Origin of the sequence: Rhodovulum visakhapatnamense (assembly GCF_004365965.1) — a bacterium.
GTDB lineage: Bacteria > Pseudomonadota > Alphaproteobacteria > Rhodobacterales > Rhodobacteraceae > Rhodovulum > Rhodovulum visakhapatnamense.
This window is the reverse complement of the sequence record NZ_SOEB01000009.1, coordinates 56,582-80,252: the sequence shown is the minus strand read 5'-3', so window position 1 is coordinate 80,252 and position 23,671 is coordinate 56,582. Positions and strand designations below refer to the sequence as shown.

Sequence of the window (23,671 nt, the reverse complement as noted above, 5' to 3'; positions counted from 1 at the left end):
CCTTTCGTTCCCGTCTGCCCGCCCGGGCCCCCGGTCCGGCACAGCCTGTTTCCGGTCGGAGGGCATGGCATGAGCCCCGCCGAAGCCGGAACCGAAACCCGATCCGCCCCGCGCCGCCGCGAGGCAGTGATTCGTCCCGCGCAATACAGCGCCCGCGACTGGCGGGTGGCCGTCTTTCGCGTCTGGCAGGGCATGGACGAACGCAATGTCGCGCTGATCGCGGCGGGCGTCGCCTTTTACAGCTTTCTGTCGATCTTTCCCGCGCTGGCTGCGCTGATCGCGATCTGGGGCTTTCTGGCTGATCCGGCGATGGTGCAGGAACAGGTTTCGATGGCGGCCGAGGTGTTGCCGGCCGGTGCCTACGAGATCCTGCAACGCCAGGTGACTGTGCTGGTCAGCGCCAGTTCCTCGGCGCTGGGCTGGACCAGCGTGATCTCGGTCCTTCTGGCGATCTGGAGTGCGCGGGCCGCGGTCGCGGGGCTGATCCGCGGCCTGAACGCGATCTACGGCGAAAGGAACCGTGGCAATCCTATCCTGCGCATCGCGGTGGCGGTCGGGCTGACAGGGGTGTTGATCGTCGTGGCGCTGCTGGCCTTCTCGGCGGTGGTTCTGATCCCGGCAGTCCTGGCCTTCGTCAAGCTGCCGGTGGCCATCGAGTTGCCGATCATCCTGCTGAAATGGCTCTTGATGCTGGGCGTCGTGTTCATCGCCATCGCGCTGGTCTACCGCTACGGCCCGAACCGGCGCGCCGCGCGTCTGCAATGGGTGACGCCGGGGGCAATCTTCGCGGTGATCGCCTGGGCGCTGGGGTCGGTGGCGCTGGCCGCCTATGTGCGCAGCTTCGACCGGCTGAACGAGGTTTATGGGTCGCTCGGGGCGGTGGTGGCGCTGCTGTTCTGGCTCTATCTCAGCGCGGCCGTGACGCTGATCGGCGCGGCGCTGAATGCCGAGCTGGAACTTCTGACCCGGCGCGACAGCACCACCGGGCCCGAGCGCGCCGAAGGCCATCGGGGCGCCCACGTGGCCGATCATGTGCGCGACGAGACCGGGGCGCTGAACGGCGCCGATCCGGAGGACGTCGGCCCGGTGCCCGCGCGCAACGGCGCCGGGACCCGGGACGAGGGGCAAACTAACGAAGCGCCCCGGCCGACCTGAGCGCCTCGTAGCGGGCCTGGTCCCACCACCAGAAATCGACCCCGCGGTCGTAGGGCGGCTTGCTTGCAGGCCGCCCGAACACGTCCCAATAGGCGATCCGGTGCTTGCCGCTGTACCAGTTCGGGACCCAGATGTGCCGCGCCCGCAGCACCCGGTCGAGCGCCCGCACCCTAACGTCGAGCGCGTCGCGATCGGGGGCCGCGATCACCTCTTCGATCAGCGCATCGACCACCGGGTCCTTCAGACCCGAGAGGTTGTAGCTTCCTTTGGCATCGGCGGCCTCGCTGCCGAAGAGGCTACGCAGCTCGATCGAGGGGCTCAGCGACAGCACGAAACGGGTGCTGGTGATGTCATAGTCGAACTCCTCCAGCCGCTGCTGCATCTGGGCGGCATCGACGGTGGTGTTGACCGCCTCGATCCCGAGCTGTTGCAGATTGGCCAGATAGGGCAGCACGACCCGTTCGAATACCGGGCTGTCCGAGACGAACTCGACCCGCAGCGCCTGACCCGAGGTGTCGCGCCGCTGGCCCCGGGCGTCGACCGTCCAGCCGGCCTCGTCCAGGAGCCGCCCGGCCGCGCGCAGCGTGCGGCGGTCGAGATTGCGCGCGGCATCATGGTCCGGGGGGCTGACCGCGGGCTCGGTGAAGACGGTCTCGGGCAGACGGTCGCGGTATTTCTCCAGCACGGCCAGTTCGTCGCCCTCGGGCAGGCCCTGGGCCTGCAGATCGGTGTTTTCCCAGAAACTGTCGGTCCGCTGGTATATCCCGTAGAACAGCGTCGCATTGGCCCATTCGAAGTTGAACATCATCGCGATGGCCTCGCGCACGCGCGGATCGGCGAATTGCGCACGGCGCAGATTGAACCAGAAGCCCTGCGCGCCCGAGGGCCGGGCATCGGGCAACTCGTCGCGTTTGACCCAGCCGCGCGCCACCGCCGGGTAATCGTAGGCCGTGGCCCAGATCGCCGAGCTGAACTCTTCCTGGAAAAGGTAGCCGCCGCTTTTGAACGCCTCGAAGGCGCCGGTCTCGTCGGCGTAGTATTCATAGCGGTAGCAGTCGAAATTGTCCTTGCCGACATTCACCGGCAGATCGGCCGCCCAGTAGGCGGGATTGCGGCAATAGGCGATCGCCTTGCCGGGCTCGACCCTGGAGACGACATAGGGGCCCGAACCCAGCGGCGGTTCCAGCGAACTGCGCTCGAAGGGGACGGCATCGTAGAAATGCGCGGGCAGGATCGGCAGCTGGCCCAGCTGGCCGATCAGGTCCCGCGTCGGCGCCCCCTCGGCGAAGGCGATCCGGATCTCGGTCGGCGACAGGGCCTCGGCCGAAGCAAGATCGCGCAGCGCCATCCGGTAAAGCGGCGCGCCCTTCTGCTGCAGTGTGAGGAAGGTGAAGACCACATCCTCGGCGGTGACCGGGCTGCCATCGGCAAAGCGCGCCTCGGGGCGCAGCCGGAACACCGCCCAGGACCGGTCGGGCGGGTAGGTGACGCTTTCGGCCAGCAGCCCGTAGGCCGCGTCGGGTTCGTCGAAAGAGGGGGCAAGCAGGCTGTCATAGATCAACTCCATCCCCTGGGCGGGCTCTCCGGCGAGGAGGAACATGTTGAGACTGTCGAAGGTGCGCGAGGCCCCGGTGCCGCGAAAGCTCATCGTGCCGCCCTTGGGGGCGTCGGGGACCACATAGTCGAAATGAGCGAAATCGGCGGGGTATTTCAGTTCGCCGAAGGTCGAGATGCCGTGGCTGGTGACCACGCCTTCGGCGGTGGATGCGGGGGCGGCAGGCGGGGCGGTCTGGGCGTGCAGCGCGAGCGGAAGGCCAAGAGCGGCGGTGAGGGCGAGGGCGGCGAGAGGGCGGATCATGCGGGGCTCCGGCAGGGCGTTTGGCGAAGGCTAGCACGGGGCCGGGCCGGGCACAGCCCGCAGTTGCGCAGCGGCGGCAGCGGGGCCTTTGTGCCGGGGGCGTGCTTGGGCGAGGCCAACCGCACCGCAGGCGGGCGACGATGGATCGTGCGGCCGATCCGGGAGGCCGCAAAGGAAACGGCCCGGGCGGCGGGCCCGGGCCGAATGAGGCGATTGAGGTGCCCGAAGGCTCAGATCGCGGTCTTGACCGCCTCGTCGAGATAGATCTCGCGCAGGCGGCGCGAGACCGGGCCGGGCAGGCCGTCGCCGAGGCTGACGCCATCGACCGACACGACCGGCATCACGAAGGCCGAGGCCGAGGTGTAGAAGGCCTCGTCGGCCTGTTTGGCTTCCTCGACGGTGAAGGCGCGTTCCTCGATTTCCATCTGCGCCTCGGCGGCGAATTTCAGCACCGCGGCGCGGGTGATGCCCGGCAGGATCTCGGTGCCAAGCTGACGGGTGATGATCTTGCCGTTCTTGACGATATAGGCGTTGTTCGAGCTGCCTTCGGTCACGAAGCCGTCCTCGACCATCCAGGCATCGTCGGCCCCGGCCTTTTCGGCCGCCATCTTGGCCATCGACGCGTAGAGAAGCTGCACCGTCTTGATGTCGCGCCGCGCCCAGCGCAGGTCGTCGATCGAGATGACCTTGATGCCGGTCTCGGCAGTCTTGCTCGCGACGATCTGTTTCGACTGGGTGAACATCACCAGGGTCGGCGGCACCTGTTCGGGGTCCGGGAAGTGGAAGTCGCGGTCGCTGGGCGCGCCCCGGGTGATCTGCATGTAGACCATGCCCTCGTCGACCGCGTTGCGGGCGATCAGTTCGCGATGGATCGCCAGCAGCTCGTCCATGTCGACCGGGCAGCGCAGTTCCAGCTCTTTCAGCGAGCGTTGCAGGCGGGCGGTGTGCCCGTGGAAGTCCAGAAGCTTGCCGCCCACGACGCTCGCCACCTCGTAGACGCCGTCGGCGAAGAGAAAGCCGCGGTCGAAGATCGAGACGCGGGCTTCGGTCTCGGGCAGGTAGTCGCCGTTCACATAGACGGTTCGGGTCATCGCGAGGTCCTTTCGTTCGGGCCGGGGCTGGGCGTCTCCGGTCTCCGGGGTCCGGTGGTCATCCCCAGAGCGCGGCGGCGGGGGCATGCACGCCCGCCTCGTCGAAGCAGAGGGGTTCGGGCCGGTCTTCGGCCAGAAGCAGCGGCCCGTCAAGATCCGTCACCGCCGCGCCCTGCGCCAGCAGCACGGCAGGCGCCATCGCGAGGCTCGAGCCGACCATGCAGCCGACCATGATGCCATAGCCCTCGGCCAGAGCCTGTTTCTTCAGGGCCAGCGCCTCGGTCAGCCCGCCGGTCTTGTCGAGCTTGATGTTCACCAGATCGTACTTGCCTTTCAGTCCGGGCAGGCTGGCGCGGTCATGGCAGCTTTCGTCCGCGCAGACCGGCAGCGGGCGCGCGATCTCGGCCAGCATGTCGTCCTGACCGGCGGGCAGGGGCTGTTCGACCAGCGCCACGCCCAGCCGCACCAGATGCGGCGCGAGATCGGCATAGACCTCGGCGGTCCAGCCCTCGTTGGCATCGACGATGATCCTGGCCTTCGGCGCGCCCGCGCGCACCGCTTCCAGCCGGGGCATGTCGGCATCGGTGCCGAGCTTGATCTTGAGAAGCGGCCGGTGGGCGTTCCTGGCCGCCGCCGCGCGCATGTTCTCGGGCGTGTCGAGCGACAGCGTGAAGGCGGTGATCTCGGGCCCCGGCGCGGGCAGGCGGGCCAGATCCCAGACCCGGGCGCGGGCCGTTTTGGCCTCCCAGTCCCAAAGCGCGCAATCGACGGCGTTGCGCGCGGCCCCGGGGGGCAGCAGATCCTGCAGCCCATGGCGGGTCAGCGTGCGGGGCAGGGACCCGATCTGGGCGGTGACGCTGTCCAGCGTCTCGTCATAGCGGGCATAGGGCACGCATTCGCCCCAGCCGGTGGCGCCGCCCGACGCGATCCGGACGGTCAGCACGCGCGCCTCGGTGCGCGAGCCGCGCGAAATGGTGAAGGCCTCCTTCAGGCGGAAGCTTTCGGGAGTGACCGAAATCTGCATCCGCCCGCCTCAGATCGCGTCGAGCGCGTCGACCAGACGGCCCGCGCCCTGGCGGAACGGGTCGACAGTGGGCAGGCCCATGCGTTTCTCGATACCCTCGAGACAGCTCAGCGCCTCGTCCTCGCCCATCGCGGCGGTGTTTACAGAGATGCCGACCACCTGGGCTTTCGGGTTGGCGACGCGGGCGAGCGTCAGGGCGACGTCGCGCAGGTCTTCGAGGCTCGGCAGCTGATAGTCGGGCAGGCCGCGCATGTGCGGGCGGGTCGGTTCGTGGCTGAGGACCAGCGCATCGGGCTGGCCGCCATGCACAAGGGCCATGGTCACGCCGGAATAGGACACGTGAAAGAGGCTGCCTTGCCCCTCGATCATGTCCCAGTGATCGTCGTCATTGTCGGGCGTCAGCCATTCGACGGCGCCGGCCATGAAATCGGCGATCACGGCATCGAGCGGCACGCCCTCGCCGGTGATCAGGATGCCGGTCTGGCCGGTCGCGCGGAACGAGGATTTCAGCCCGCGCGCCTTCATCTCGCGGTCCATGGCGAGCGAAGTATACATCTTGCCGACCGAGCAGTCGGTGCCGACCGCGAGGCAGCGCTTGCCCGAGCGTTTCTTGCCGGTGGCGATCGGGTAGGCGACGGTCGGAATGCGCACGTCATGCAGGGTGCGGCCGGTCGCTTCGGCGACGGCGGCAAGATCGGGTTCGTTCCGAAGGAGGTTGTGCAGCCCCGAGGCCAGGTCGAAGCCTTCCTCGAGCGCGGCGACCAGAACCTTCTTCCAGGCGGGAGAGATCACGCCGCCGCGGTTGGCCACGCCCACCACCAGCGTCTTCGCGCCCCGCGCCTTGGCATCGACGAGGTCGAGATCGGGCAGCTTCAGATCGGCCTTGCAGCCCTCCATCCGGAACTGGCCGATGGCGTTCTCCGGGCGCCAGTCGCGGATGCCCTGGGCCACCTTGGCGGCCAGCGAGTCGGGCGCGTCGCCCAGAAACAGAAGATAGGGGGTTTCGATCATCGTGGCGTTTCCTTCATAGTCGCGCAGACCCTATCACCCGGCGGCGGAAGAGGTTGCGCATCTGAGGCGCAGACCGCGCCCCTTGACGAAGATCGTGCGAAAAGGCGGCGCTTATGTCGAAGAAACATGCGTGCGGACGGGGAACGTTCGCGGTTCGTCCTGTGGATCTGCCGGCGCCCCGCCTTGGGAGCGCTGCGGCGCGGCAAAATGGCTTGCGTGCTGCGGCGCAACATTATATCAACCCGACCGACGTTGACGACACATCCTTACCGAGAGATCCGATCATGAGCTTCCGTATCCAGCCCGCGCCCGTCTCCCGCCCGAACCGCTGCCAGTTGTTCGGCCCGGGCTCGCGCCCCGCGATCTTCGAGAAAATGGCGGCCAGTGCGGCGGACGTGATCAACCTCGATCTCGAGGATTCGGTGGCGCCCGACGACAAGGCCGCCGCGCGGGCGAATGTGATCCAGGCCATCGGCGATATCGACTGGGGCACGAAGACGCTGAGCGTGCGGATCAACGGGCTGGACATGCCCTACTGGTACCGCGATGTGGTCGAGTTGCTGGAAAAGGCGTCCGACCGGCTGGACCTGATCATGATCCCGAAAGTGGGCTGCGGCGCCGATCTGTACGCTGTCGATGCGCTGGTGACGGCGGTCGAGCGGGCGACGGGGCGCGGCAAGCGGCTGGGCTTCGAGGTGATCATCGAATCGGCCGCGGGCATCGCCCATGTCGAGGAGATCGCGGCGGCCAGCCCGCGGCTGCAGGCGATGAGCCTTGGCGCGGCCGACTTCGCGGCCTCGATGGGGATGCAGACCACGGGCATCGGCGGCACCCAGGAGAATTACTACATGATCCGGGAGGGTGCGAAATACTGGTCGGACCCGTGGCACTGGGCGCAGACCGCGATCGTGGCCGCCTGCCGGACCCATGGCGTGCTGCCCGTGGACGGGCCGTTCGGCGATTTCTCGGACGAGGAGGGGTTCCGCGCCCAGGCGCTGCGGTCGGCGACGCTGGGGATGGTGGGCAAATGGGCGATCCATCCCAAACAGGTGGCACTGGCCAACGAGGTCTTCACGCCCTCCGAGGCAGCGGTGAGCGAGGCCCGCGAGATCCTGGCCGCGATGGAGAAGGCCAAGGCCGAAGGGGCGGGCGCCACGGTCTACAAGGGGCGGCTGGTGGACATCGCCTCGATCAAGCAGGCCGAGGTGATCGTGCGCCAGGCCGAGATGATCGCGGCCGGCTGAAGCCGCGAACCGGGGTGTCCGGTTTCGGATCGCTGACGCGATCCGACCCGCCGGGGGCTCTGCCCCCGGACCCCCGGGCATGAGGCCCGAAAAGGTGGCCGGGGTGCTCTCCGTGCCTGACAGCCCGGTTTCGAGGCGCTGACGCGCCCCGACCCGCCGGGGGCTCTGCCCCCGGACCCCCAAGGGGCGGGGAAAGCGCGGACAATCGGGGCGGGACATGCAATAGTTCAGACCATGGACGATTTCGACCTTCTGCTGGCGCTTGGCGCCTTCGCCCTTGTCGCCTCGATCACGCCGGGGCCGAACAACCTGATGCTGATGGCCTCGGGGGCCAATTTCGGGCTCAGGCGGAGCCTGCCGCATATTCTTGGGGTGGCGCTTGGCTTTGTCGCGATGATCGTGCTGGTCGGCCTTGGGGCGATGCGGGCCTTCGAGGCCTGGCCCGGGCTGCGGGTCGCGCTGACCTGGGTCGGCACGGCCTATCTGGTCTGGCTGGCCTGGAAGATCGCCCGGGCCGCGCCGCCCGCGCCCGACGCGGCCCCGGGCCGCCCGATGACGTTCTGGCAGGCCGCGGCTTTCCAGTGGGTCAATCCCAAGGGCTGGACCATGTCGCTGGCCGCGTTGACGCTGTATGCGCCGGGGCAGGAGATTGCGGGGGTCCTCTTGGTGGCGGCGGCCTTCGCGGCGGTGAGCCTGCCCGCGACCGGTCTCTGGACCGTGCTTGGCACCCGGATCCGCCGCGTGCTGACGCGGCCCGAGCGGCTGCGGCTTTTCAACCGGACAATGGCCGTTCTGCTGCTGGGATCGCTGGTGCCGGTCTTCTTGCACTGAGGCGGCGCGCGCAGGAAATCTTTCCGTCTTGGGTCGCCTTTCGGGGCGAAATTTCCGTGACGGAGAGCCTTTGATCCCGTTTGTTCCGATCCATCGCGAAACGCGCCGCCATCCTCCCTATCCGCCGCGCCCCGGCCGCGCCCCCCGTGCCCTTTCCGGCGGGCGTGCTATGGTTCGGGGCATGTTCAGGGCGGCCGCCCGCAAGGAGCGGCCCGGCACCGAAGGAAGGGGTAAGGTCATGGCAGAGGACGAAATCCGCAAAACCAGTGGACGGGGGCGGCGCTACGACAGCGTGCTTGACACGATCGGCGACACGCCCGTGATCCGGATCAACAATCTCGGCCCGAACCATGTCACGCTGTACGTGAAGGCCGAATTTTTCAACCCCGGCGCCTCGGTCAAGGATCGGCTGGCGCTGAACATCATCGAGGCGGCCGAGCGGTCGGGCGCGCTGAAGCCTGGGCAGACGGTGGTCGAGGCGACCTCGGGCAATACCGGGATCGGGCTGGCGCTGGTTTGTGCGCAGAAGGGCTATCCGCTGGTCATCACCATGGCCGAGAGCTTTTCGGTCGAGCGACGCCGCCTGATGCGGATGCTGGGCGCCAAGGTCGTGCTGACGCCCAAGGCCGACAAGGCGATGGGGATGTATCGCAAGGCCCAGGAACTGGCCGAGAAAAACGGCTGGTTCCTGGCCCATCAGTTCGAGACGGCGGCCAATGCCGATATCCACGAGGCCACCACGGCCCGCGAGATCCTGGCCGATTTCGAGGGCGAGCGGCTCGACTATGTCGTGTCGGGCTATGGCACCGGCGGCACCGTCACGGGCATCGCGCGGGTCCTGCGCAAGGAACGCCCCGGGACCAGGATCATCCTCAGCGAACCGGCCGATGCCGCGCTGATCGCGTCGGGCCGGGCGCAAAAGCGCAATGCCGAGGGCGAGGCGGATGAAAGCCACCCGGCCTTCCATCCGCACCCGATCCAGGGCTGGACGCCCGATTTCATTCCGCTGGTGCTGCAGGAGGCGCTCGACAACGGCTTTTATGACGAGCTCATTCCGGTCGAGGGCCCCGAGGCGCTGAAACAGGCGCGGGCGCTGGCGGCGAAAGAGGGCATCCTGACCGGGGTGTCGGGCGGCGCGACCTTCGCGGTGGCGCTGCAGGTGGCCGAAACCGCCGAGCCGGGCTCGGTCATCCTTGCGATGCTGCCCGATACCGGCGAGCGGTATCTTTCGACCCCGCTGTTCGAGGCGGTGGGCGAAGGAATGAACGACGAGGAAGAGGCGATCTCGGCCTCGACCCCGGGCTTTCAGATCGGCTGAGTCGCCCGGCCGCGCGCCCTCCCTTGCGGGCGCGCGCCGGCGTCATGAGGTCAGCGGCACCACGACTTCGGTCAGCTGCCTCTCGACCGGCACGGCCGGGTACAGGCTTCGGTAGATTTCGTAAGGCGGGGCCGCAGCCGGGCTTTCGCCCGAGGGAAGACCTTCGGCATAAAGCCAGGCCCAGGCCGCCGCGAGGCGGGAATAGGGACCGGAACAGGTCATGACCGCCGACCGGCCGCCCTCGATGACGATCCGGTCGAAGGCGAGCGGCACCCATATCTCGGCCCCGAAGCCGCAGCAGGCATGGCTGCGCAGCCTGTCCGGCGCGACCCGTGCCGGGTCGTCGTGATAGACCCCGGCGCGCAGCACGACCTGCCCGCTCAGCCCGCTTGCGTCGAGCAGGTGGCCGAGCTTGAGGAAGGTGGCGCCGATCCCGGGATAGGGCCCCCGGTGCGGGAGGCCGAACAGCGTCAGCGGCGGCATCTTGCGGATCTCGACCGGATACATCTTCGTCCCGACGGCGGCAGGTCGGCCGACGATACCCCGGGATCCGCAGCCGTCAACCGCCCGTGGTTCCGTGGCAGGCCGGGCGCGGCATCGTCGACGCGCGGCGGCGTTGCAAATCGCCGCGCCGGGCGTCATATACCCCGCCAGCATCAAGGAGCCGCGTCGATGAACTATCTCGAATTCGAAAAGCCCCTGGCAGAGATCGAAGGCAAGGCCGAAGAGCTTCGGGCGCTGGCCCGCGCCAATGCCGAGATGGACGTGGTGCAGGAGGCGTCGGCGCTCGACCGCAAGGCCGCGGACCTGTTGAGGGAACTCTACAAGAACCTCACCCCCTGGCGGAAATGCCAGGTCGCGCGCCATCCCGACCGCCCGCATTGCAAGGACTATATCGAGGCGCTGTTCCAGGAATACACGCCGCTCGCGGGCGACCGGAACTTCGCCGAGGACACGGCCGTGATGGGCGGGCTGGCGCGCTTCAACGACCAGCCGCTGGTGGTGATCGGCCATGAGAAGGGCTTTGACACCAAGACCCGGCTGGAACGCAATTTCGGCATGGCCCGCCCCGAGGGCTATCGCAAGGCGGTGCGGCTGATGGACATGGCCGACCGGTTCGGCCTGCCGGTCGTTACCCTGGTCGACACGCCCGGCGCCTATCCCGGCAAGGGCGCCGAAGAGCGCGGCCAGTCCGAAGCCATCGCACGCTCGACCGAGAAATGCCTGCAGATCGGTGTGCCGCTGATCTCGATCGTGATCGGCGAGGGCGGGTCCGGCGGCGCGGTCGCCTTCGCGACGGCGAACAAGGTCGCGATGCTGGAACATTCGGTCTATTCGGTGATCTCGCCCGAGGGCTGCGCCTCGATCCTGTGGAAGGATGCCGAGAAGATGCGCGAGGCGGCCGAGGCGCTGCGGCTGACCGCGCAGGATCTGCTCAAGCTCGGGGTGATCGACCGGATCATCGCCGAACCCATCGGCGGCGCCCAGCGCGGCCGCGAGGAGACCATCGAGCGCGTCGGCCGCAACCTCGCGGGGATGTTGGGCGAACTGGCGGGCAAGGACCGCGCCGCGCTGATCGCCGAGCGGCGCCGAAAGTTCCTCGACATGGGCTCGAAAGGGCTGGCTGCGTAAGGTATCTCCCTGGGCACCGGAGGGCGCGTCGGCTGCCGGTCGGGCCTGTTGCCATATTGTGGACACGGTTTTGCCCCGGATCGGGCGCCGCCGCGCTTGTTGCGGGTCCATGGCTTCCTGTCCGTAATTCCAGGGCAGGGCCTTTCATGCAGTGTTACGAGTTCACCGTTCTTCCCGCCCCGCCCCGCCCCGGCGCGCCTGCGCCGTAATTCTGCTGCCGGGGCAGAGGCCGGTTTTTCGCTGGCGCTGGGCGAGATCATGAACGAGATGGGTCAGTCTGGCCGAGACTTCGCCGGGGCCGAGCGGCTGTCCTGCCGGGTCGGGCTCTGGCCCTTCGCATGGCGCCGGGCGCGCCATGTGCTGGTGTTTCGTCGGCCGCGCAAGGCCCATGCCGACGGGACGGCCGGACAGCCCGGCCCTCAGCCTTCGGCCACTTGTCCTGATGGCGATCTGGTCGAGGGCGTTGCGGTCGATCTTGCCGTGCCGCCGGTCCGGCCGCGCCGCGTGGCGGCGGCGACCGGCCCCCGCCGGGAGCGGCGGCTGCGATTGACGCTTGTGGGGAACGAGGACGGTGACGGGCGCGGCTGATCGCGCCCGGCGGCCTCAGGCCTCTGCCACGAAGCCCGCCTCGGCCATCAGCCGGTTCGAGGCGGTCTCGACGGTCTCTTCCAGATCGGCCATGAACAGGGCAAGGGGCTTTTGCGCCGCGATGGGAGGAAGGTATTCCAGCACCGCCAGCCCGGGCTTGCGATAGATCCCGGTGCGCGGCCAGAACACGCCCACATTGGTGGCGGCGGGCACGCAGGGCTGGCCGAACTGCTGGTACAGCACGCCCGCGCCGATCTTGTAGGGCCGCGACACGCCCGGCGCGACCCGGGTGCCCTGCGGATAGATGATCAGCTGTCCCGGCGCCTGCCGCCCCTCGGCCACCTGCTGGCTCATGGCCAGGATCGCCTGCCCGCGCTTGCCGCGGTCGACCGGCACGCAGCCGATCCTCAGCGCATACCAGCCCAGCACCGGCGCCCAGGTCAGCGACTTCTTCATGATGAACCGCGGCCGGGGCAGCGAGCCCGCCAGCAGGATGATGTCGAAGAACGACTGGTGCTTGGCGGCGATCAGCACCTCGCCCTCGGGCGGCGTGCCGCGCACCTCGGATCTCAGCCCGATCATCCAGTGCGCGGTCCAGCGCACCCAGTGGCAATAATGCCGCGCCGCCAGCGTGGCGCCGCGCGGCGAGGCCAGCGCAAGGGGCAGGTACAACAGGCCGATGACCGGCATCGCCAGGTACATCTGGCCGACGAAGACCAGCGAGCGCAGGTATTGCAGGGGAGAGCGCATCGGTCAGGTGATCCTTCTCAGCATCCGCATCGCGGTCCAGCGGGTGGCGGCAAAGCCGATGGCCCCGGCCAGCACCGGCAAAAGCAGCGGCACGATCCATTGCGCGCCGGAAAAGCCGAGCCCGGTCAGGAACCCGTCGGGCCCGTCGCCCGGCAAAAGCGCGACCACGCCCATGCCCGCCAGGGTGCCGATCGCCGCGCCTTCCAGCGTCCGCCGTGTAAAGCGCCGCACGAAGGCGCGCGCAATGAAAATATCGCGCGCCCCCACCAGCCGCAGCACGCCGATCACCTGGGCATTGGCGGCGAGCGCCGCATTCGAGGCCAGCGCGATCATCGCCGCCATGCTGGCCCCGATCAGCAGAACCGCCGTCCAGCCCAGAAGCCGCAGCCGCCCGGCCGCGCGCACCAGAGGCTGGCGCCAGCGGGTATGGTCGTCGAAGACCGCGCCCGGGGCCTCGACCGCAAGGCGCAGCCGCAGCGCCTCGGCATCGGTGCCCGCGCGGGTCTCGGTCACTTCGATCAGCCGGGGCAGGGGCAGGGTCTCGACCGGCAGGTCGGGGCTGAACCAGGGCTCGAGCAGGCGGCGCTGTTCGATGTCGCTCATCGCCCGGGCCGAGGCGATGCCGGGTGTCGTGCGCAGGATCCGCAGCACCGCCTCGGTCTGGGTACCCATCTGCCCGGGCGGGGCCGAGATCCGCACCGTGGCGGTGCGCGCCAGCGCATCGGCCCAGCGGTCGGCAAGCCGCCCGGAAGCGAGCGCCAGCGCCAGCGCGAAAACCGCCAGGAACGCCATGGTCGCGGCGGTGAACAGCGTCAGCCGCGCGGCAAAGCCGGTCGGCGGCACGACCCGGCTGGCTTCGGGGTCCGAGGCCAGCAGCGCGGCGATCCGGCCCAGAGGGGTCAGGAGCGCCTTCACAGATCCGCCCCCGCCAGATACAGCCGCCGGTCCTGGATCCGCAGCACGCGGGCCGCGACCTGGGTCTTGGCTGCCCGGATCAGGTTCATGTCATGGGTGGCAATCACGATCGCCTTGCCCATCCGGTTCAGCTCGATCAGCAGTTGCAGGATGCGCAAGGACATCTCCCAGTCGACATTGCCGGTGGGTTCGTCGGCCAGGATCACGTCGGGCGACAGGATCACCGCCCGGGCCAGCGCCGCGCGCTGCCGCTCGCCGCCCGACAGCTGGGGCGGCAGCGCATCGGCCCTCTGGGTCAGCCCGACCCAGTTCAGCAGCTCGGCCATGTTGCGGTCCTCGGCGGCGACGTCGCGTCCCGCGGCCAGCAGCGGCAGGGTGATGTTCTCGCGCAGCGGCAGATGGTCGAGAAACCCGCAATCCTGATGCACCACGCCGATCCGGCGTCGCATCCGCGCCACTCCGTCGCGGTCGAGCCCGGCCAGATCGGCGCCGAAAAGCCGTACCGCGCCGTGGCTCGGATGCAGCTCGGCATAGCAGATCTTGAGAAAAGTCGTCTTTCCGGCGCCCGAGGGGCCGGTCAGGAAATGGAACGAGGCTGGCGCCAGATTCAGCGACATGTCGCATAAAAGCTCGCTTCCGCCATAGCTGTGCGAGACGTTTTCGAGCTCGATCAAGGTCCGCTCCGTCGGCCGGTGTCCGGGTCCGTTTGCCCAAGGTATTGCGCAGGGTTGCGCGGGTTGCAATCGTGGCGGGACGCAAAGGCTTTGAATTTCCGCAGGCGGTGATACAACATGGCGCGGAAACGGCAGGCAGGTCCGGCGGGCCGATGCGCCCCGGGGGGTTAAGCGGAATGCGATTGACGTGCCCGAAATGCGGCGCCCAATACGAGGTCGACGAGGCGGTGATCCCCGAAGAGGGCCGCGACGTCCAGTGCTCGAACTGCAATCATATCTGGTTCCAGGACTCGCCCGCGCTGGCGGCCCGGGACCCGCTGGCGGCCTTCGCCATGCCGCGCGCTGCGGCCGGGCGGGCCTCTGCGCCGTCCGCGTCGAAGCCCGAGGGCGAGTCGGAGGCCGACGCGCCCCGCTCCGGGACGGCCGACCCCGAGATGGCGGCAGGGACAGCACCCGAGCCGCAACGCCGCAGCCTTGACGACGATGTGCTGAGCATCCTGCGCGAGGAGGCCGAGCGCGAGCAGCGCGCCCGCGAGGAAGAGGCCACCGTCGAGACCTTTTCCGAACAGGCCGATCTGGGGCTCGCGAGCCCGCCGCGCCCCCGCCGCCCCGATCCCGAGCCGGAACCGGCGCGCGCCACGGCCCCGCCCGAACCGACCCGCAGCCCCCCCGCCCGGCGCGATCTGCTGCCGGATGTCGAGGAAATCACCTCGACCCTGTCGGCCAGTTCCGACCGGGGCGCGCACAGCATCCCGCCCGCACCCGAACCCGAGGGGAGCCGCCGCCGCGCCTTTCTGGGCGGCTTCCTGCTGGCGGTTCTGGTGGCGGCCGGGGCACTCGCGGCCTATGTCTACGCGCCCGTGCTGGCCGGGCTCGACCCCGCCCTGGAGCCGCAGGTCGCGGCCTATGTCGGCGCGGTGGACGCGGCCCGGGACTGGATCGCCGGGGTGGTGCCGCCAGACCTTATGGATCGGGTGCTCGGCCGCTAGGCCGCAGCGCCTTTTCGGGACGGATTTCGCGTGTCCCGGACCGGCGTCGCAGTGACGGTTCGGCCGCAGCAATGCCTCGCTCCGGGCTGACCTGTCCTATTGCGGTGCAAAGGGGCGCCGTCTAACTTTATTTCATAGCGTGTTATTTTTCGGGCCCGATGGCGTTTCTGAGTTTCAAAAGATCGCGAACCGAGGACAAGACGCCCCTGCTGGAGCGGTGTCTGTCGGTCGATCTGGAAGTCGATCCCAAGACGGCCCGGATCTTCGATCTGGCCGCGGTCCGGTTTGGCGGCGGACCCGCGGTCGTGGCGCCCAAAGGGCCGGTCGCCCGGGGGCTCGACCAGCTTGAAAAGGCGCTGGGCAAATCCGCGCATGTCATCGGCCATAACATCCTGCGCCACGATATCGAACACCTGCTGGCGGTCCGGCCGAGGCTGGCCGCGAAACTGGCCGCGCCGATCGATACGCTCTGGCTCAATCCGCTGGCCTTTCCGCGCAATCCCTACCACCATCTTGTCAAGCATTACCGCGACGGGCGCCTGCAGGCGGGGCATGTGAACGATCCCGAACTGGATGCGCGGCTGGTCTTCGAGGTGCTGCAAAACCAGATCGAGGCGCTGACCGGGATCGGGACGACATCGCCCGAAAGCCTGATTGCCTATCATTACCTCGCCACGCTCATGGACCGGTCCGAGGGGTTTGACGCCGTCTTCAGCGATGTCCGCAAGGCGCCCCGGCCGGATCGCGCCGCTGCCTTCGCCGCCATCGAGACCCTGTTGGCCGGACAGGTCTGCGGCGCGCGGGTCGGGCCGGTGCTGGACTCGCTTTCCGACCCGAACGCGGGCTGGCCGATGGCCTATGCGCTGGCCTGGATTTCGGTCGCGGGCGGAGAGTCGGTGATGCCGCCCTGGGTGCGGGCCAGCTTTCCGCAGGCGGGACTCATCGTGCGCGACCTGCGCGACACAAGCTGCGGCGACGATGCCTGCGCCTGGTGCGCCACGAAGAACGACCCGGTCGCGGCGCTGAGGTCGTGGTTCGGCTTTGACGGCTTTCGGCCCCAGCCGGTGGACCGCGACGGCATACCCCTGCAACAGGTCATCGTGGCCGAGGTGATGCGGCATGCGAATGTCCTTGGCATCCTGCCCACCGGCACGGGCAAATCGGTCTGCTATCAGGTTCCGGCGCTCAGCCTTTACGAGAAGACCGGCGCGCTGACGGTGGTGATCTCGCCTCTGGTGGCGCTGATGGCCGACCAGGTGCAGGGGATGGAACGGGCCGGGATCTCGTCCGCGGTGACCGTCAACGGGATGCTGTCGATGCCCGAACGGCAGGACGCGCTGGACCGGGTGCGGCTGGGGCAGGCGGCGATCCTTCTGATTTCGCCCGAGCAACTGCGCAGCGTCTCGGTCCGGTCGGTGCTGGCGCAGCGCGAGGTCGGGCTCTGGGTGCTGGACGAGGCGCATTGCGTTTCGAAATGGGGGCACGATTTCCGGCCGGACTACCGCTATGTCGGGCGCTTCGTCCGCGAGTTTTCGGGCGATGCCGCACCCGCGCCGGTGCTGTGCCTGACGGCCACCGCGAAACCCGAGGTGGTGCGCGACATCACCGACCATTTCCGCGACCGGCTGGGCGTCGAGCTGCGGCTGTTCGATGGCGGGGCCACGCGGACCAACCTGACCTTCTCGGTGCAGCCGACCGGCAAGGAAAGCAAGCTGAGTGACATCCTGACGGTCCTGTCCGACCGATTGCCCAAGGGCGACACGTCGGGCGCGGTGGTCTATTGCGCCACCCGAAACGAAACCGAACGCGTGGCGCAGTTTCTCAAGGATCAGGGGCTTGCCGCCGCGCATTTTCACGCAGGTCTGACCGCCGACGACAAGCTGGCGGTGCAGGACCGGTTTCGCCGGGGCGCGTTGCGGGTGATCGCGGCGACCAACGCTTTCGGCATGGGCATCGACAAGCCCGACATTCGCCTGGTGGTCCATGCCGACATTCCCGGATCGCTGGAGAACTACCTGCAGGAGGCCGGGCGGGCGGGGCGCGACCGCGATCCGGCCGATTGTGTGTTGCTGTACCTGTCGGACGATGTCGAACGGCAGTTCACGCTGACCGCGCGCTCGCGCCTCACGCAGCGGGAAATCGGCGCCATTCTCAGGGCCCTGCGCCGGATCGACGAACATACCCGCAACAGCGGCAGGGTGGTCGCGACCCCGGGCGAAATCATGCGCGAGGAAAAGGAGCGCGACTTCGTGCGCGACAGCGCGACCGATGACACCCGCATCAAGACGGCCGTCTCGTGGCTGGAAGAGGCGGCTCTGGTCTCGCGCGAGGAAAACCGGGTGCAGGTGTTTCCCTCGTCGCTCCTGGTGCGCACCCTGGCCGAGGCCGAAACCCGCCTGACCCGGGACGACATCAGCACGACGCGGCGCGACCAGCTTCTGAGCATCGTGCGCCATGTGATGGCGACGCCGCCCGACCGGGGGATTACCACCGACGAGCTGACCGGGATCAGCGGGCTGACGCACCGGGCGCTGAGCAAGGCGATGGCGGATCTCGAAACGCTGGGGATTGCGCGCAACGACATCGCCATCACCGTTTCGGTGCATGTCGGCGTCGAGAACCAGTCGCGCCAGCGCATGAGGCGCGCGATGCGGCTGGAAGAGGCGCTGGTCGCCCGGATGCGCGAGCTTGCGCCCGACACCGGAGTGGGCGATGGCGCGCCGCTCGATCTGGCGGCGGCCAGCCAGTGTCTGCGCGGCGAAGGCCATGAGGAGGCAAGCCCCCATGTTCTGGAAAGGCTCTTGCGCAGCATCGAACGGGACGGGCGCGACAGCGACGGGGGCTTCGGCAATATCCGGCTGCGCAAGCTGTCCGCCAAGACGCTGGAGGTGGTGCTTCAGCGAACGTGGCGGGTCGTGGAACAGACGGCTTCGGTGCGCTGGATGGCGGCCGAAAAGCTTCTGGATCTGCTGATCGCCAAGGTGCCGCCCGGCACGAAAGGCAAGGATATTCAGGTCGAGACGACCGCGGGCGCGCTGCTGGGGGCGCTGACCGGCGATGCGCTGATCCGGGACGCGGGCGTGAAGGACATGACCAAGCTCATGGAACGCGCGCTGTTGTGGCTGCACGAACAGCAGGCGGTGGTGCTGGGCAAGGGGCTGACGGTGTTCCGGTCGGCCATGACCATCGAGCTCAAGCCCGGGCGGGCGGGCTTCACCAGGAAGGACTTCCTGCCGCTGGAGGAACATTACCGCGAACAGACGCTTCAGACCCATGTGATGGCGGCCTATGCCGACAGGGGGCTGGACCGCATCGACGAGGCGGTGCGCCTGTCGGAAGACTATTTCGCGCTGGACCAGGACCGCTTTCTGCAACGCTGGATGCCCGGCCGCGGCATCGAGATCCGCCGTCAGACCACCGGCAAGGCCTGGAAGCAGATCGTCGAGGATCTGGGCAATCCGGTCCAGCAAGAGATCGTGGCCGACGACCGCGAAGAGACCAATGTGCTGGTGCTGGCCGGGCCCGGCTCGGGCAAGACGCGGGTTCTGGTGCATCGCATCGCCTATCTGCTGCGCGTCAAGCGCGAGGATCCGCAAGGGATCCTTGTGCTGACCTATAACCGCCATGCCGCGGCCGAGATCCGCACCCGTCTGCGCGGTCTGGTCGGCGAGGATGCGGCGCGGGTCACCGTGTCGACCTGTCATGCGCTGGCGATGCGGCTGGTCGGGGCCAGTTTCGCCGACAGCGCGGCCGAGACGCGCGATTTCGACGGGATCCTGCTGGAGGCGGTGCGCCAGATCACCGGCGAGGGCCTCAGCCGGTCCGAGGCCGAGGCGCAGCGCGAGGCGCTGATCCAGGGCTACCGCTGGATCCTCGTCGACGAATACCAGGATATCGGCCCAGAGGAATATGCGCTGATCGCCGCCGTCGCCGGTCGCTCGCTCGAGGACCCCGACCAGCGCCTGAGCCTTTTTGCCGTGGGCGATGACGACCAGAACATCTATGCCTTTGCCGGGGCCTCGATTTCCTACATCCGCCAGTTCGAGGAAGACTACCGCGCGAAGCCCAAGTTCCTGACCGAGAATTACCGCTCGACCCGGTACATCATCGACGCGGCCAATCAGGTGATCGAACCCGCGCGGGGCCGGATGAAGGCCGGGCACGAGATCACCGTGGACACTGCCCGCCGTCTCGACCCCGGCGGCGGCGCAATGGCGGGCCACGACCCGGTGGGCCGTGGGCGGGTGCAGTTCCTCGACGTGGCCGAGGACGACCGGGCCCAGGCGGTGGCGGCGGTCGACGAACTGGTCCGGATCTCGCGGCTCGACCCCGATTTCAACTGGGGCCGCTGCGCCATCGTCTCGCGGGACTGGCGGCGGCTTGGCCCGGTGCGCGCCTATGCCGAAAGGCTTGGGGTGCCGGTCGAGATGGCCAACGAAAAACTGCCAAGCGTCTGGCGCTTGCGCGAGATGCAGCGCCTCGTGGCGGGGTTGCGCGCCCGCCCGACGGCGATGCTGTCGATCCAGGACATCCTCGATCTGCTGAACGCCGAGGCGCCGAACCGTTGGGTCGATCTGCTGGCCGAAGGCATCGGCGGCCTCGCGCGCGAGCTGGGCGGCAAGACCATCCCGGTTCCCGACGCCATCGAATGGCTGGCCGAATGGGCGCGGGATATCCGCGAGGCGCAACAAGGCCTTTTGCTGCTGACCGCGCATCGGTCCAAGGGGCTGGAATTCGACCATGTGGTGATCCTGAACGGCGGCTGGAAGGCGCTGTCGCGCGGCGAGGACGGCGAGGCGCCACGCCGCCTTTTCTACGTCGCCATGACCCGCGCGCGGCGCAGCCTCGCGGTGGTGACCAGCGGGGCGCATGCCTTCGTGATTGCGGATTCCGAAAGCGAGGTGCTGCGCAAGGTCGAGATGCCGCGCAGGCTCGATCTGCCCGAGCCCGACCAGTATCAGGTGCCGGACTTGGCCTCGGTCGATCTGTCCTATGCCGGGCGTCTGCGCGACGGGAACGCGACCCTTGGCGCCATCGCCGCGGCCAAGGTCGGCGACCCGGTCACGCTGGACCTGCAAGGCGGGAAATGGAGGATCCTCGACGGGCAGGGCCGGGTGCTGGGCTGCATGGCCAGGACCTGGGCGCCGCCCGAGGGCACCGGTCTGGTCTCGGGAAGGGTCGGGGCGGTCATACGCTGGCGCAAAACCGACAACGACGAGGCCTTCCAGACCTATATCCGCCGCGACGAATGGGAGACGATCCTGCCCGAACTGGTATTCCGCAGGCAGGACCTGCTGGCATCGGGCGCACCCGCAAGGCCCGGGCCGCCTTGAGGCGGGCCCGGATGGGTCAGCCGGACACGACCAGCGTCAGCCCGCCCATCGGTCCGTCGCCCGCGACCTGATCGATCCCGATCACCTCGACGCCGATGGCCTGGCCCTTCGGGATGCCCAGCCGCGGGGTCCGCAGCGAGAGCCGGGTTTGCCTGGCCTCGCGCGTCATCTCGCGGAACCGCGCGAAGAGATCGCGATGGGCCAAGGCCTGGGTCTTGCCCGCGCCGATCGCCCTCAGCACCGCGCGCATCGCTCCGCCCAATTGCTTCTGGTCGTCAAGCGATATGCCGCGCCCGGTGATCGACAGCCGCAGGCCCTCGGGCATGGGTTCGGCCTTGACCTCGCCCCCGCCCTTGCGAAGCCTCAGCTCGGCCCATCCGCGTTTGGGAATGTCTGGGAAGGGCGCGATCCCGGCCAGCGCCGGATGCCGCAGGGCCATCAGCTCGGTCGGTTGCAAGGCGCGGATCGTCAGGTCGATCCGGGCATTGGCCCGGTGCACGAGGTTGAAATTGACCGCCTGCGCCTGCCCGAGGATGTCGAGGTTCAGCTGGGCGACATGGCGGTCGAGCCGGGGATCGAGCGCGACATCGTCGACCGGCAGATCCAGCGGCGAGAACGAGAAGACCCGTGCGAACAGGCATTTATGGCCCGACTGGCTGGGCGGAACGGTCCAGACGAACCGGGTTTCGGCAGCCCCCAGCGCCGGCACGAAGGCCTGGGGTACCCTCGCAAGCGTCAGGTTCTCGGCGAACTGGGTGGAAAAGCCGATGGTCGGATCGACAAGGAAATGCTCGACCTTCGCGGTGCCGAGATTGGTGACCGGCGACAGCATCAGGTCGGGCGAATGCCAGAAGGTGATCCCCGAGAACGGCCGCACACCGGTGGCGCGGTCGTGGGGCAGGTAGCCCAGCGCATAGAGGTGATGCGGCGAGGACATGTCGCGGGTCGAGGTCAGCAGCCCTTCGGCCATGCGCCCGGTCTTGCGGTAATGCATCGCGTCGAACCACCGCCGCTCGCCCTCTGCGGCGCCGTCGCGACAGGGGGGCGAGATCCGGTCGAAGAGGTTGAAGTCGGACACGAAGGCCTTCAGCGCCTCGGCCAGCGTCGCCTGCAACCCGACCAGCACGTTGTTGATGTCATTGAAGGTCTGCTCCCGCTCGCTCAGCAGCGCGGAATCCTCGATCGCCTCGTCCACGGCCTCGTCGAAGGCCTGAGCGCGTCCGGAACCCGCTGCGGGACCACCGACAGCAGCGCCTCCTTGAAGTCGTCGATGACGTCGCCGACGTCGTTACAGATCTCGACCAGCTTGCCGACCGTCGGGTTCAGGTCCCTGGTGTTGAAGAAGAACGGGTCCGGCCGGTGGCAGCCGAAAAGAGGCAGGGCAGGTTCTTCGGGTCGGCCAGAAGGGCCTGCAGTTTCTGGAACTCGTCCGGTCCCGGACCCTCGCCGAGCCCGCGCCCGCTTTGGATGGCGGCCTTCAGGCGGTCGGCGATCATGCGATGCATTGCGGGGCCGGGCATCGGCGCCTCCCGGGGAAAGAGGATTTGGGTCAAAAGGGCCTCGGACGGCGAGGCTTACTTGAACGCACTGAAAAGAAACGCGGCCGCGAAATACCCGAGTGACGCGCCGAAGGTGACCTAAGGTCAATTGCGATGCGCCAGGCGGCGCCGCGGTTCGATTGGACGTACCGTTCCCGGCGGCATCGCCTGCCGTCAGTCCGCGCCTTGCACCCGACGAAACCCTCGCTGTGTTTCGCCCTCCGCCTTGGCGGCGACAGGGCCGACGCCTGCACGGTTTGACCGCATTTTCCCGCAGGTGGCGGGCGAGCCATCAGGGGTCGTTAACAAGTAGTTTCGTTTTTGTGATGATCCGGCCTGCCGTTTCGGGACATGCGCGACCCAAAACGACCAGGAGAAACCGACAGCGGAGGGATGACCCAAAGAAGGCTCTCGTGGGATCAGATGGGCATGAGACGGGCGGATGGGCGCTCGATCATGCAAAGCGACTGACCGCGGCGATGGAGGACGCCGCCCTGCTTGTCGTCTATGTCATCGGCTGGTCGCCCCATTCCTTTCAGACGGCAGAGGAAAACGCGGAGCGGCACAAGCGGCGGCTGGAAGAGGTCGTGGCGGCGCAGGACCGCATCGTCGATCCGGCCGTGGCGGCGCTCGCAAAGGCCGGGGTCACGGCCTCGGGGTTCGTCCATCACGGCGATGTCGCGGACAAGCTGCACCGGCTGGCCGAGGAAAACGGCGCCGACCTGATCGCGATCGGCCGCGCCTCGAAAGGCGGGTTCAGCCAGCGGCTTTTCGGCTCGTCCGGCGTGAACCTCGCGATGTATTTGACCATCCCCGTCACCGTCGCCGGCTGAGGAGATCCGCGATGACCAGATCGACATTCATCCCCGCCCTCGCAGCCGCGACGACGATCCCGGCGATGTCCTTTGCCCATAAGGCCGCAACCGCCGACGCCAGGGTGAACGAGGCCTTTGCCGCGGTCACCGGCCCCTTCGTGGCGCTGATCTTCGCGCCGATCCCGTTCGTCGGCTTTCCATGGATCGTGCTCTGGCTGGTGGTGGCCGCCTCGGTCTTCACCTGGTATTTCCGGCTGATCCAGGTGCGCGCCTTCTTTCACGCCATTGCGCTGGTCCGGGGCGATTATTCCGATCCGAACGATGCCGGGGAGGTCAGCCATTTCCAGGCGCTCGACACGGCGCTGTCGGGCTGGCAATATCGCGGGCGTGGCGGTTGCCGTCGGCATCGACGGGTCCGGGGCCGCGTTCTGGATGTTCCTTGCCGGTCTTCCGGGAATGGCGTCGAAGTTTCACAGAATGCACGCTGGGGGTCAAATACCGCAACGAATACCCCGACGGGACCGTCTCGGGCGGGCCGATGTACTCCACGAAAAAGGGCTTTGTCGAACGCGGCAAGAAGGGCGGCCGCAGTCTCGCGGAGCTGTTCTCGGTCTTTTGCATCCTCGGGGCGCTTGGCGGCGGCAACATGGTCCGGGCCAATCGGGCCCATGCGCAAATCTCTGGCCTTGTCGGCGATGATCCGGGCTGGATCGCCGGCATCGTCTTTGCGGCCGCCTGCCTTTTCGGCGGGGGCAGGCTGCAGGAGCGGATCTTCAAGGTCACCTTCTGCATCTTCGTCGTGATCGGGGCTCGGCCAGCCCGGGTCCGGTGATCGGCTTTTCGGACGCGGCGGTTTTCTCGATGGCGGCGGTGAACAACGCGGCGCCTTGCGTGTTGGTGCCGAT

The 23,671-nt window shown here is 68.3% G+C and carries 19 protein-coding genes and 1 pseudogene; 10 read left to right on the top strand and 10 right to left on the bottom strand.

Translation table 11 applies throughout. The features are described from left to right. Nucleotides 1–69 precede the first annotated feature (69 nt). Nucleotides 70–1,155 (top strand): YihY/virulence factor BrkB family protein, encoded by a 1,086-nt coding sequence (locus tag EV657_RS10090; protein WP_134077805.1) that lies wholly within the window; start codon nucleotides 70–72, stop codon nucleotides 1,153–1,155. Here EV657_RS10090 and EV657_RS10085 read toward each other — a convergent pair. From EV657_RS10085 to dgcN, 4 genes are all read right to left on the bottom strand, one after another. Beyond that, a complete protein-coding gene (locus EV657_RS10085; RefSeq protein ID WP_113668197.1) occupies nucleotides 1,130–3,013 on the bottom strand; it encodes an extracellular solute-binding protein in 1,884 nt (627 codons plus the stop codon). The two genes, EV657_RS10090 and EV657_RS10085, sit on opposite strands and share 26 nt — an antisense overlap. 230 nt (nucleotides 3,014–3,243) lie before the next feature. After that, nucleotides 3,244–4,104, bottom strand: a complete 861-nt coding sequence (locus EV657_RS10080; protein ID WP_075786198.1) for a D-amino-acid transaminase — start codon at nucleotides 4,102–4,104, stop codon at nucleotides 3,244–3,246. 58 nt (nucleotides 4,105–4,162) lie between these two features. Beyond that, the gene (gene dgcA, locus EV657_RS10075) at nucleotides 4,163–5,128 is read right to left on the bottom strand and encodes an N-acetyl-D-Glu racemase DgcA (protein WP_134077804.1); all 966 of its coding nucleotides are present in this window, start codon (nucleotides 5,126–5,128) and stop codon (nucleotides 4,163–4,165) included. Nucleotides 5,129–5,137: 9 nt separating this feature from the next. After that, complete coding sequence (dgcN, locus tag EV657_RS10070; protein WP_075786196.1) at nucleotides 5,138–6,139, bottom strand: N-acetyltransferase DgcN; 1,002 nt, start codon at nucleotides 6,137–6,139, stop codon at nucleotides 5,138–5,140. A gap of 284 nt (nucleotides 6,140–6,423) precedes the next feature. On the opposite strand from dgcN, the gene EV657_RS10065 reads away from it, so the two are divergent. The 3 genes from EV657_RS10065 to cysK all read left to right on the top strand — a co-directional run bounded on the left by EV657_RS10065 (nucleotide 6,424) and on the right by cysK (nucleotide 9,532). Beyond that, complete coding sequence (locus EV657_RS10065; protein ID WP_134077803.1) at nucleotides 6,424–7,383, top strand: L-malyl-CoA/beta-methylmalyl-CoA lyase; 960 nt, start codon at nucleotides 6,424–6,426, stop codon at nucleotides 7,381–7,383. 234 nt (nucleotides 7,384–7,617) lie between these two features. Next, nucleotides 7,618–8,214 carry a LysE family translocator gene (locus EV657_RS10060; RefSeq protein WP_075786194.1) on the top strand — a complete coding sequence of 199 codons (597 nt, stop codon included), beginning with the start codon at nucleotides 7,618–7,620 and terminating at the stop codon, nucleotides 8,212–8,214. A gap of 238 nt (nucleotides 8,215–8,452) precedes the next feature. Continuing rightward, nucleotides 8,453–9,532 (top strand): cysteine synthase A, encoded by a 1,080-nt coding sequence (gene cysK / locus EV657_RS10055; RefSeq protein ID WP_134077802.1) that lies wholly within the window; start codon nucleotides 8,453–8,455, stop codon nucleotides 9,530–9,532. A 42-nt stretch (nucleotides 9,533–9,574) separates the two neighbouring features. Here the strand turns inward: cysK and EV657_RS10050 are convergent, their stop codons facing one another. Next, nucleotides 9,575–10,039, bottom strand: a complete 465-nt coding sequence (locus EV657_RS10050) for an AraC family transcriptional regulator (RefSeq protein ID WP_075786192.1) — start codon at nucleotides 10,037–10,039, stop codon at nucleotides 9,575–9,577. 165 nt (nucleotides 10,040–10,204) lie between these two features. Between EV657_RS10050 and EV657_RS10045 the strand changes: the two genes are divergently transcribed. Further along, entirely contained in the window at nucleotides 10,205–11,164 is a 960-nt protein-coding gene (locus tag EV657_RS10045; protein ID WP_075786191.1) for an acetyl-CoA carboxylase carboxyltransferase subunit alpha, read from the top strand. Between the two features lie 258 nt (nucleotides 11,165–11,422). Beyond that, nucleotides 11,423–11,752 carry a hypothetical protein gene (locus EV657_RS10040; protein WP_134077801.1) on the top strand — a complete coding sequence of 110 codons (330 nt, stop codon included), beginning with the start codon at nucleotides 11,423–11,425 and terminating at the stop codon, nucleotides 11,750–11,752. A 15-nt stretch (nucleotides 11,753–11,767) separates the two neighbouring features. On the opposite strand, the gene EV657_RS10035 is transcribed toward EV657_RS10040, so the two are convergent. The 3 genes from EV657_RS10035 to EV657_RS10025 are packed head-to-tail and all read right to left on the bottom strand — an operon-like array spanning nucleotide 11,768 to nucleotide 14,091. Next, nucleotides 11,768–12,502, bottom strand: a complete 735-nt coding sequence (locus EV657_RS10035) for a lysophospholipid acyltransferase family protein (protein WP_113668206.1) — start codon at nucleotides 12,500–12,502, stop codon at nucleotides 11,768–11,770. A 3-nt stretch (nucleotides 12,503–12,505) separates the two neighbouring features. After that, nucleotides 12,506–13,417: a cell division protein FtsX gene (locus EV657_RS10030; RefSeq protein ID WP_075786188.1), complete on the bottom strand. Its 912-nt coding sequence runs from the start codon at nucleotides 13,415–13,417 to the stop codon at nucleotides 12,506–12,508. Then, the gene (locus EV657_RS10025) at nucleotides 13,414–14,091 is read right to left on the bottom strand and encodes a cell division ATP-binding protein FtsE (protein WP_113668207.1); all 678 of its coding nucleotides are present in this window, start codon (nucleotides 14,089–14,091) and stop codon (nucleotides 13,414–13,416) included. The genes EV657_RS10030 and EV657_RS10025 overlap by 4 nt, the downstream gene beginning before the upstream one ends. A gap of 176 nt (nucleotides 14,092–14,267) precedes the next feature. Between EV657_RS10025 and EV657_RS10020 the strand changes: the two genes are divergently transcribed. Both EV657_RS10020 and EV657_RS10015 read left to right on the top strand, forming a co-directional pair. Continuing rightward, nucleotides 14,268–15,080 (top strand): zinc-ribbon domain-containing protein, encoded by an 813-nt coding sequence (locus EV657_RS10020; RefSeq protein WP_166673684.1) that lies wholly within the window; start codon nucleotides 14,268–14,270, stop codon nucleotides 15,078–15,080. A gap of 269 nt (nucleotides 15,081–15,349) precedes the next feature. Continuing rightward, nucleotides 15,350–20,413, top strand: coding sequence for a RecQ family ATP-dependent DNA helicase (locus EV657_RS10015; RefSeq protein WP_166673687.1), 5,064 nt, complete (start codon nucleotides 15,350–15,352; stop codon nucleotides 20,411–20,413). A gap of 16 nt (nucleotides 20,414–20,429) precedes the next feature. Here the strand turns inward: EV657_RS10015 and EV657_RS10010 are convergent, their stop codons facing one another. Together EV657_RS10010 and EV657_RS10005 are read right to left on the bottom strand one after the other, a co-directional pair. Continuing rightward, nucleotides 20,430–21,608, bottom strand: a complete 1,179-nt coding sequence (locus EV657_RS10010; protein ID WP_134077798.1) for a hypothetical protein — start codon at nucleotides 21,606–21,608, stop codon at nucleotides 20,430–20,432. A gap of 127 nt (nucleotides 21,609–21,735) precedes the next feature. Then, nucleotides 21,736–21,933, bottom strand: coding sequence for a hypothetical protein (locus tag EV657_RS10005; protein ID WP_134077797.1), 198 nt, complete (start codon nucleotides 21,931–21,933; stop codon nucleotides 21,736–21,738). A gap of 431 nt (nucleotides 21,934–22,364) precedes the next feature. Here EV657_RS10005 and EV657_RS10000 point away from each other — a divergent pair, with 431 nt between their 5' ends. Beyond that, nucleotides 22,365–22,784 (top strand): universal stress protein, encoded by a 420-nt coding sequence (locus EV657_RS10000; protein WP_243837541.1) that lies wholly within the window; start codon nucleotides 22,365–22,367, stop codon nucleotides 22,782–22,784. A gap of 11 nt (nucleotides 22,785–22,795) precedes the next feature. Beyond that, a pseudogene (locus tag EV657_RS09995) lies at nucleotides 22,796–23,517 on the top strand (alanine:cation symporter family protein); the annotation flags it as partial. Nucleotides 23,518–23,671 lie beyond the last annotated feature (154 nt).

Bases quoted from the DNA above. Each gene is read 5' to 3' on its own strand.
- EV657_RS10090 (WP_134077805.1), top strand. From the start codon at position 70: ATGAGCCCCGCCGAAGCCGGAACCGAAACCCGATCCGCCCCGCGCCGC.
- EV657_RS10085 (WP_113668197.1), bottom strand. From the start codon at position 3,013: ATGATCCGCCCTCTCGCCGCCCTCGCCCTCACCGCCGCTCTTGGCCTT.
- EV657_RS10080 (WP_075786198.1), bottom strand. From the start codon at position 4,104: ATGACCCGAACCGTCTATGTGAACGGCGACTACCTGCCCGAGACCGAA.
- dgcA (WP_134077804.1), bottom strand. From the start codon at position 5,128: ATGCAGATTTCGGTCACTCCCGAAAGCTTCCGCCTGAAGGAGGCCTTC.
- dgcN (WP_075786196.1), bottom strand. From the start codon at position 6,139: ATGATCGAAACCCCCTATCTTCTGTTTCTGGGCGACGCGCCCGACTCG.
- EV657_RS10065 (WP_134077803.1), top strand. From the start codon at position 6,424: ATGAGCTTCCGTATCCAGCCCGCGCCCGTCTCCCGCCCGAACCGCTGC.
- EV657_RS10060 (WP_075786194.1), top strand. From the start codon at position 7,618: ATGGACGATTTCGACCTTCTGCTGGCGCTTGGCGCCTTCGCCCTTGTC.
- cysK (WP_134077802.1), top strand. From the start codon at position 8,453: ATGGCAGAGGACGAAATCCGCAAAACCAGTGGACGGGGGCGGCGCTAC.
- EV657_RS10050 (WP_075786192.1), bottom strand. From the start codon at position 10,039: ATGTATCCGGTCGAGATCCGCAAGATGCCGCCGCTGACGCTGTTCGGC.
- EV657_RS10045 (WP_075786191.1), top strand. From the start codon at position 10,205: ATGAACTATCTCGAATTCGAAAAGCCCCTGGCAGAGATCGAAGGCAAG.
- EV657_RS10040 (WP_134077801.1), top strand. From the start codon at position 11,423: ATGAACGAGATGGGTCAGTCTGGCCGAGACTTCGCCGGGGCCGAGCGG.
- EV657_RS10035 (WP_113668206.1), bottom strand. From the start codon at position 12,502: ATGCGCTCTCCCCTGCAATACCTGCGCTCGCTGGTCTTCGTCGGCCAG.
- EV657_RS10020 (WP_166673684.1), top strand. From the start codon at position 14,268: ATGCGATTGACGTGCCCGAAATGCGGCGCCCAATACGAGGTCGACGAG.
- EV657_RS10005 (WP_134077797.1), bottom strand. From the start codon at position 21,933: ATGCCCGGCCCCGCAATGCATCGCATGATCGCCGACCGCCTGAAGGCC.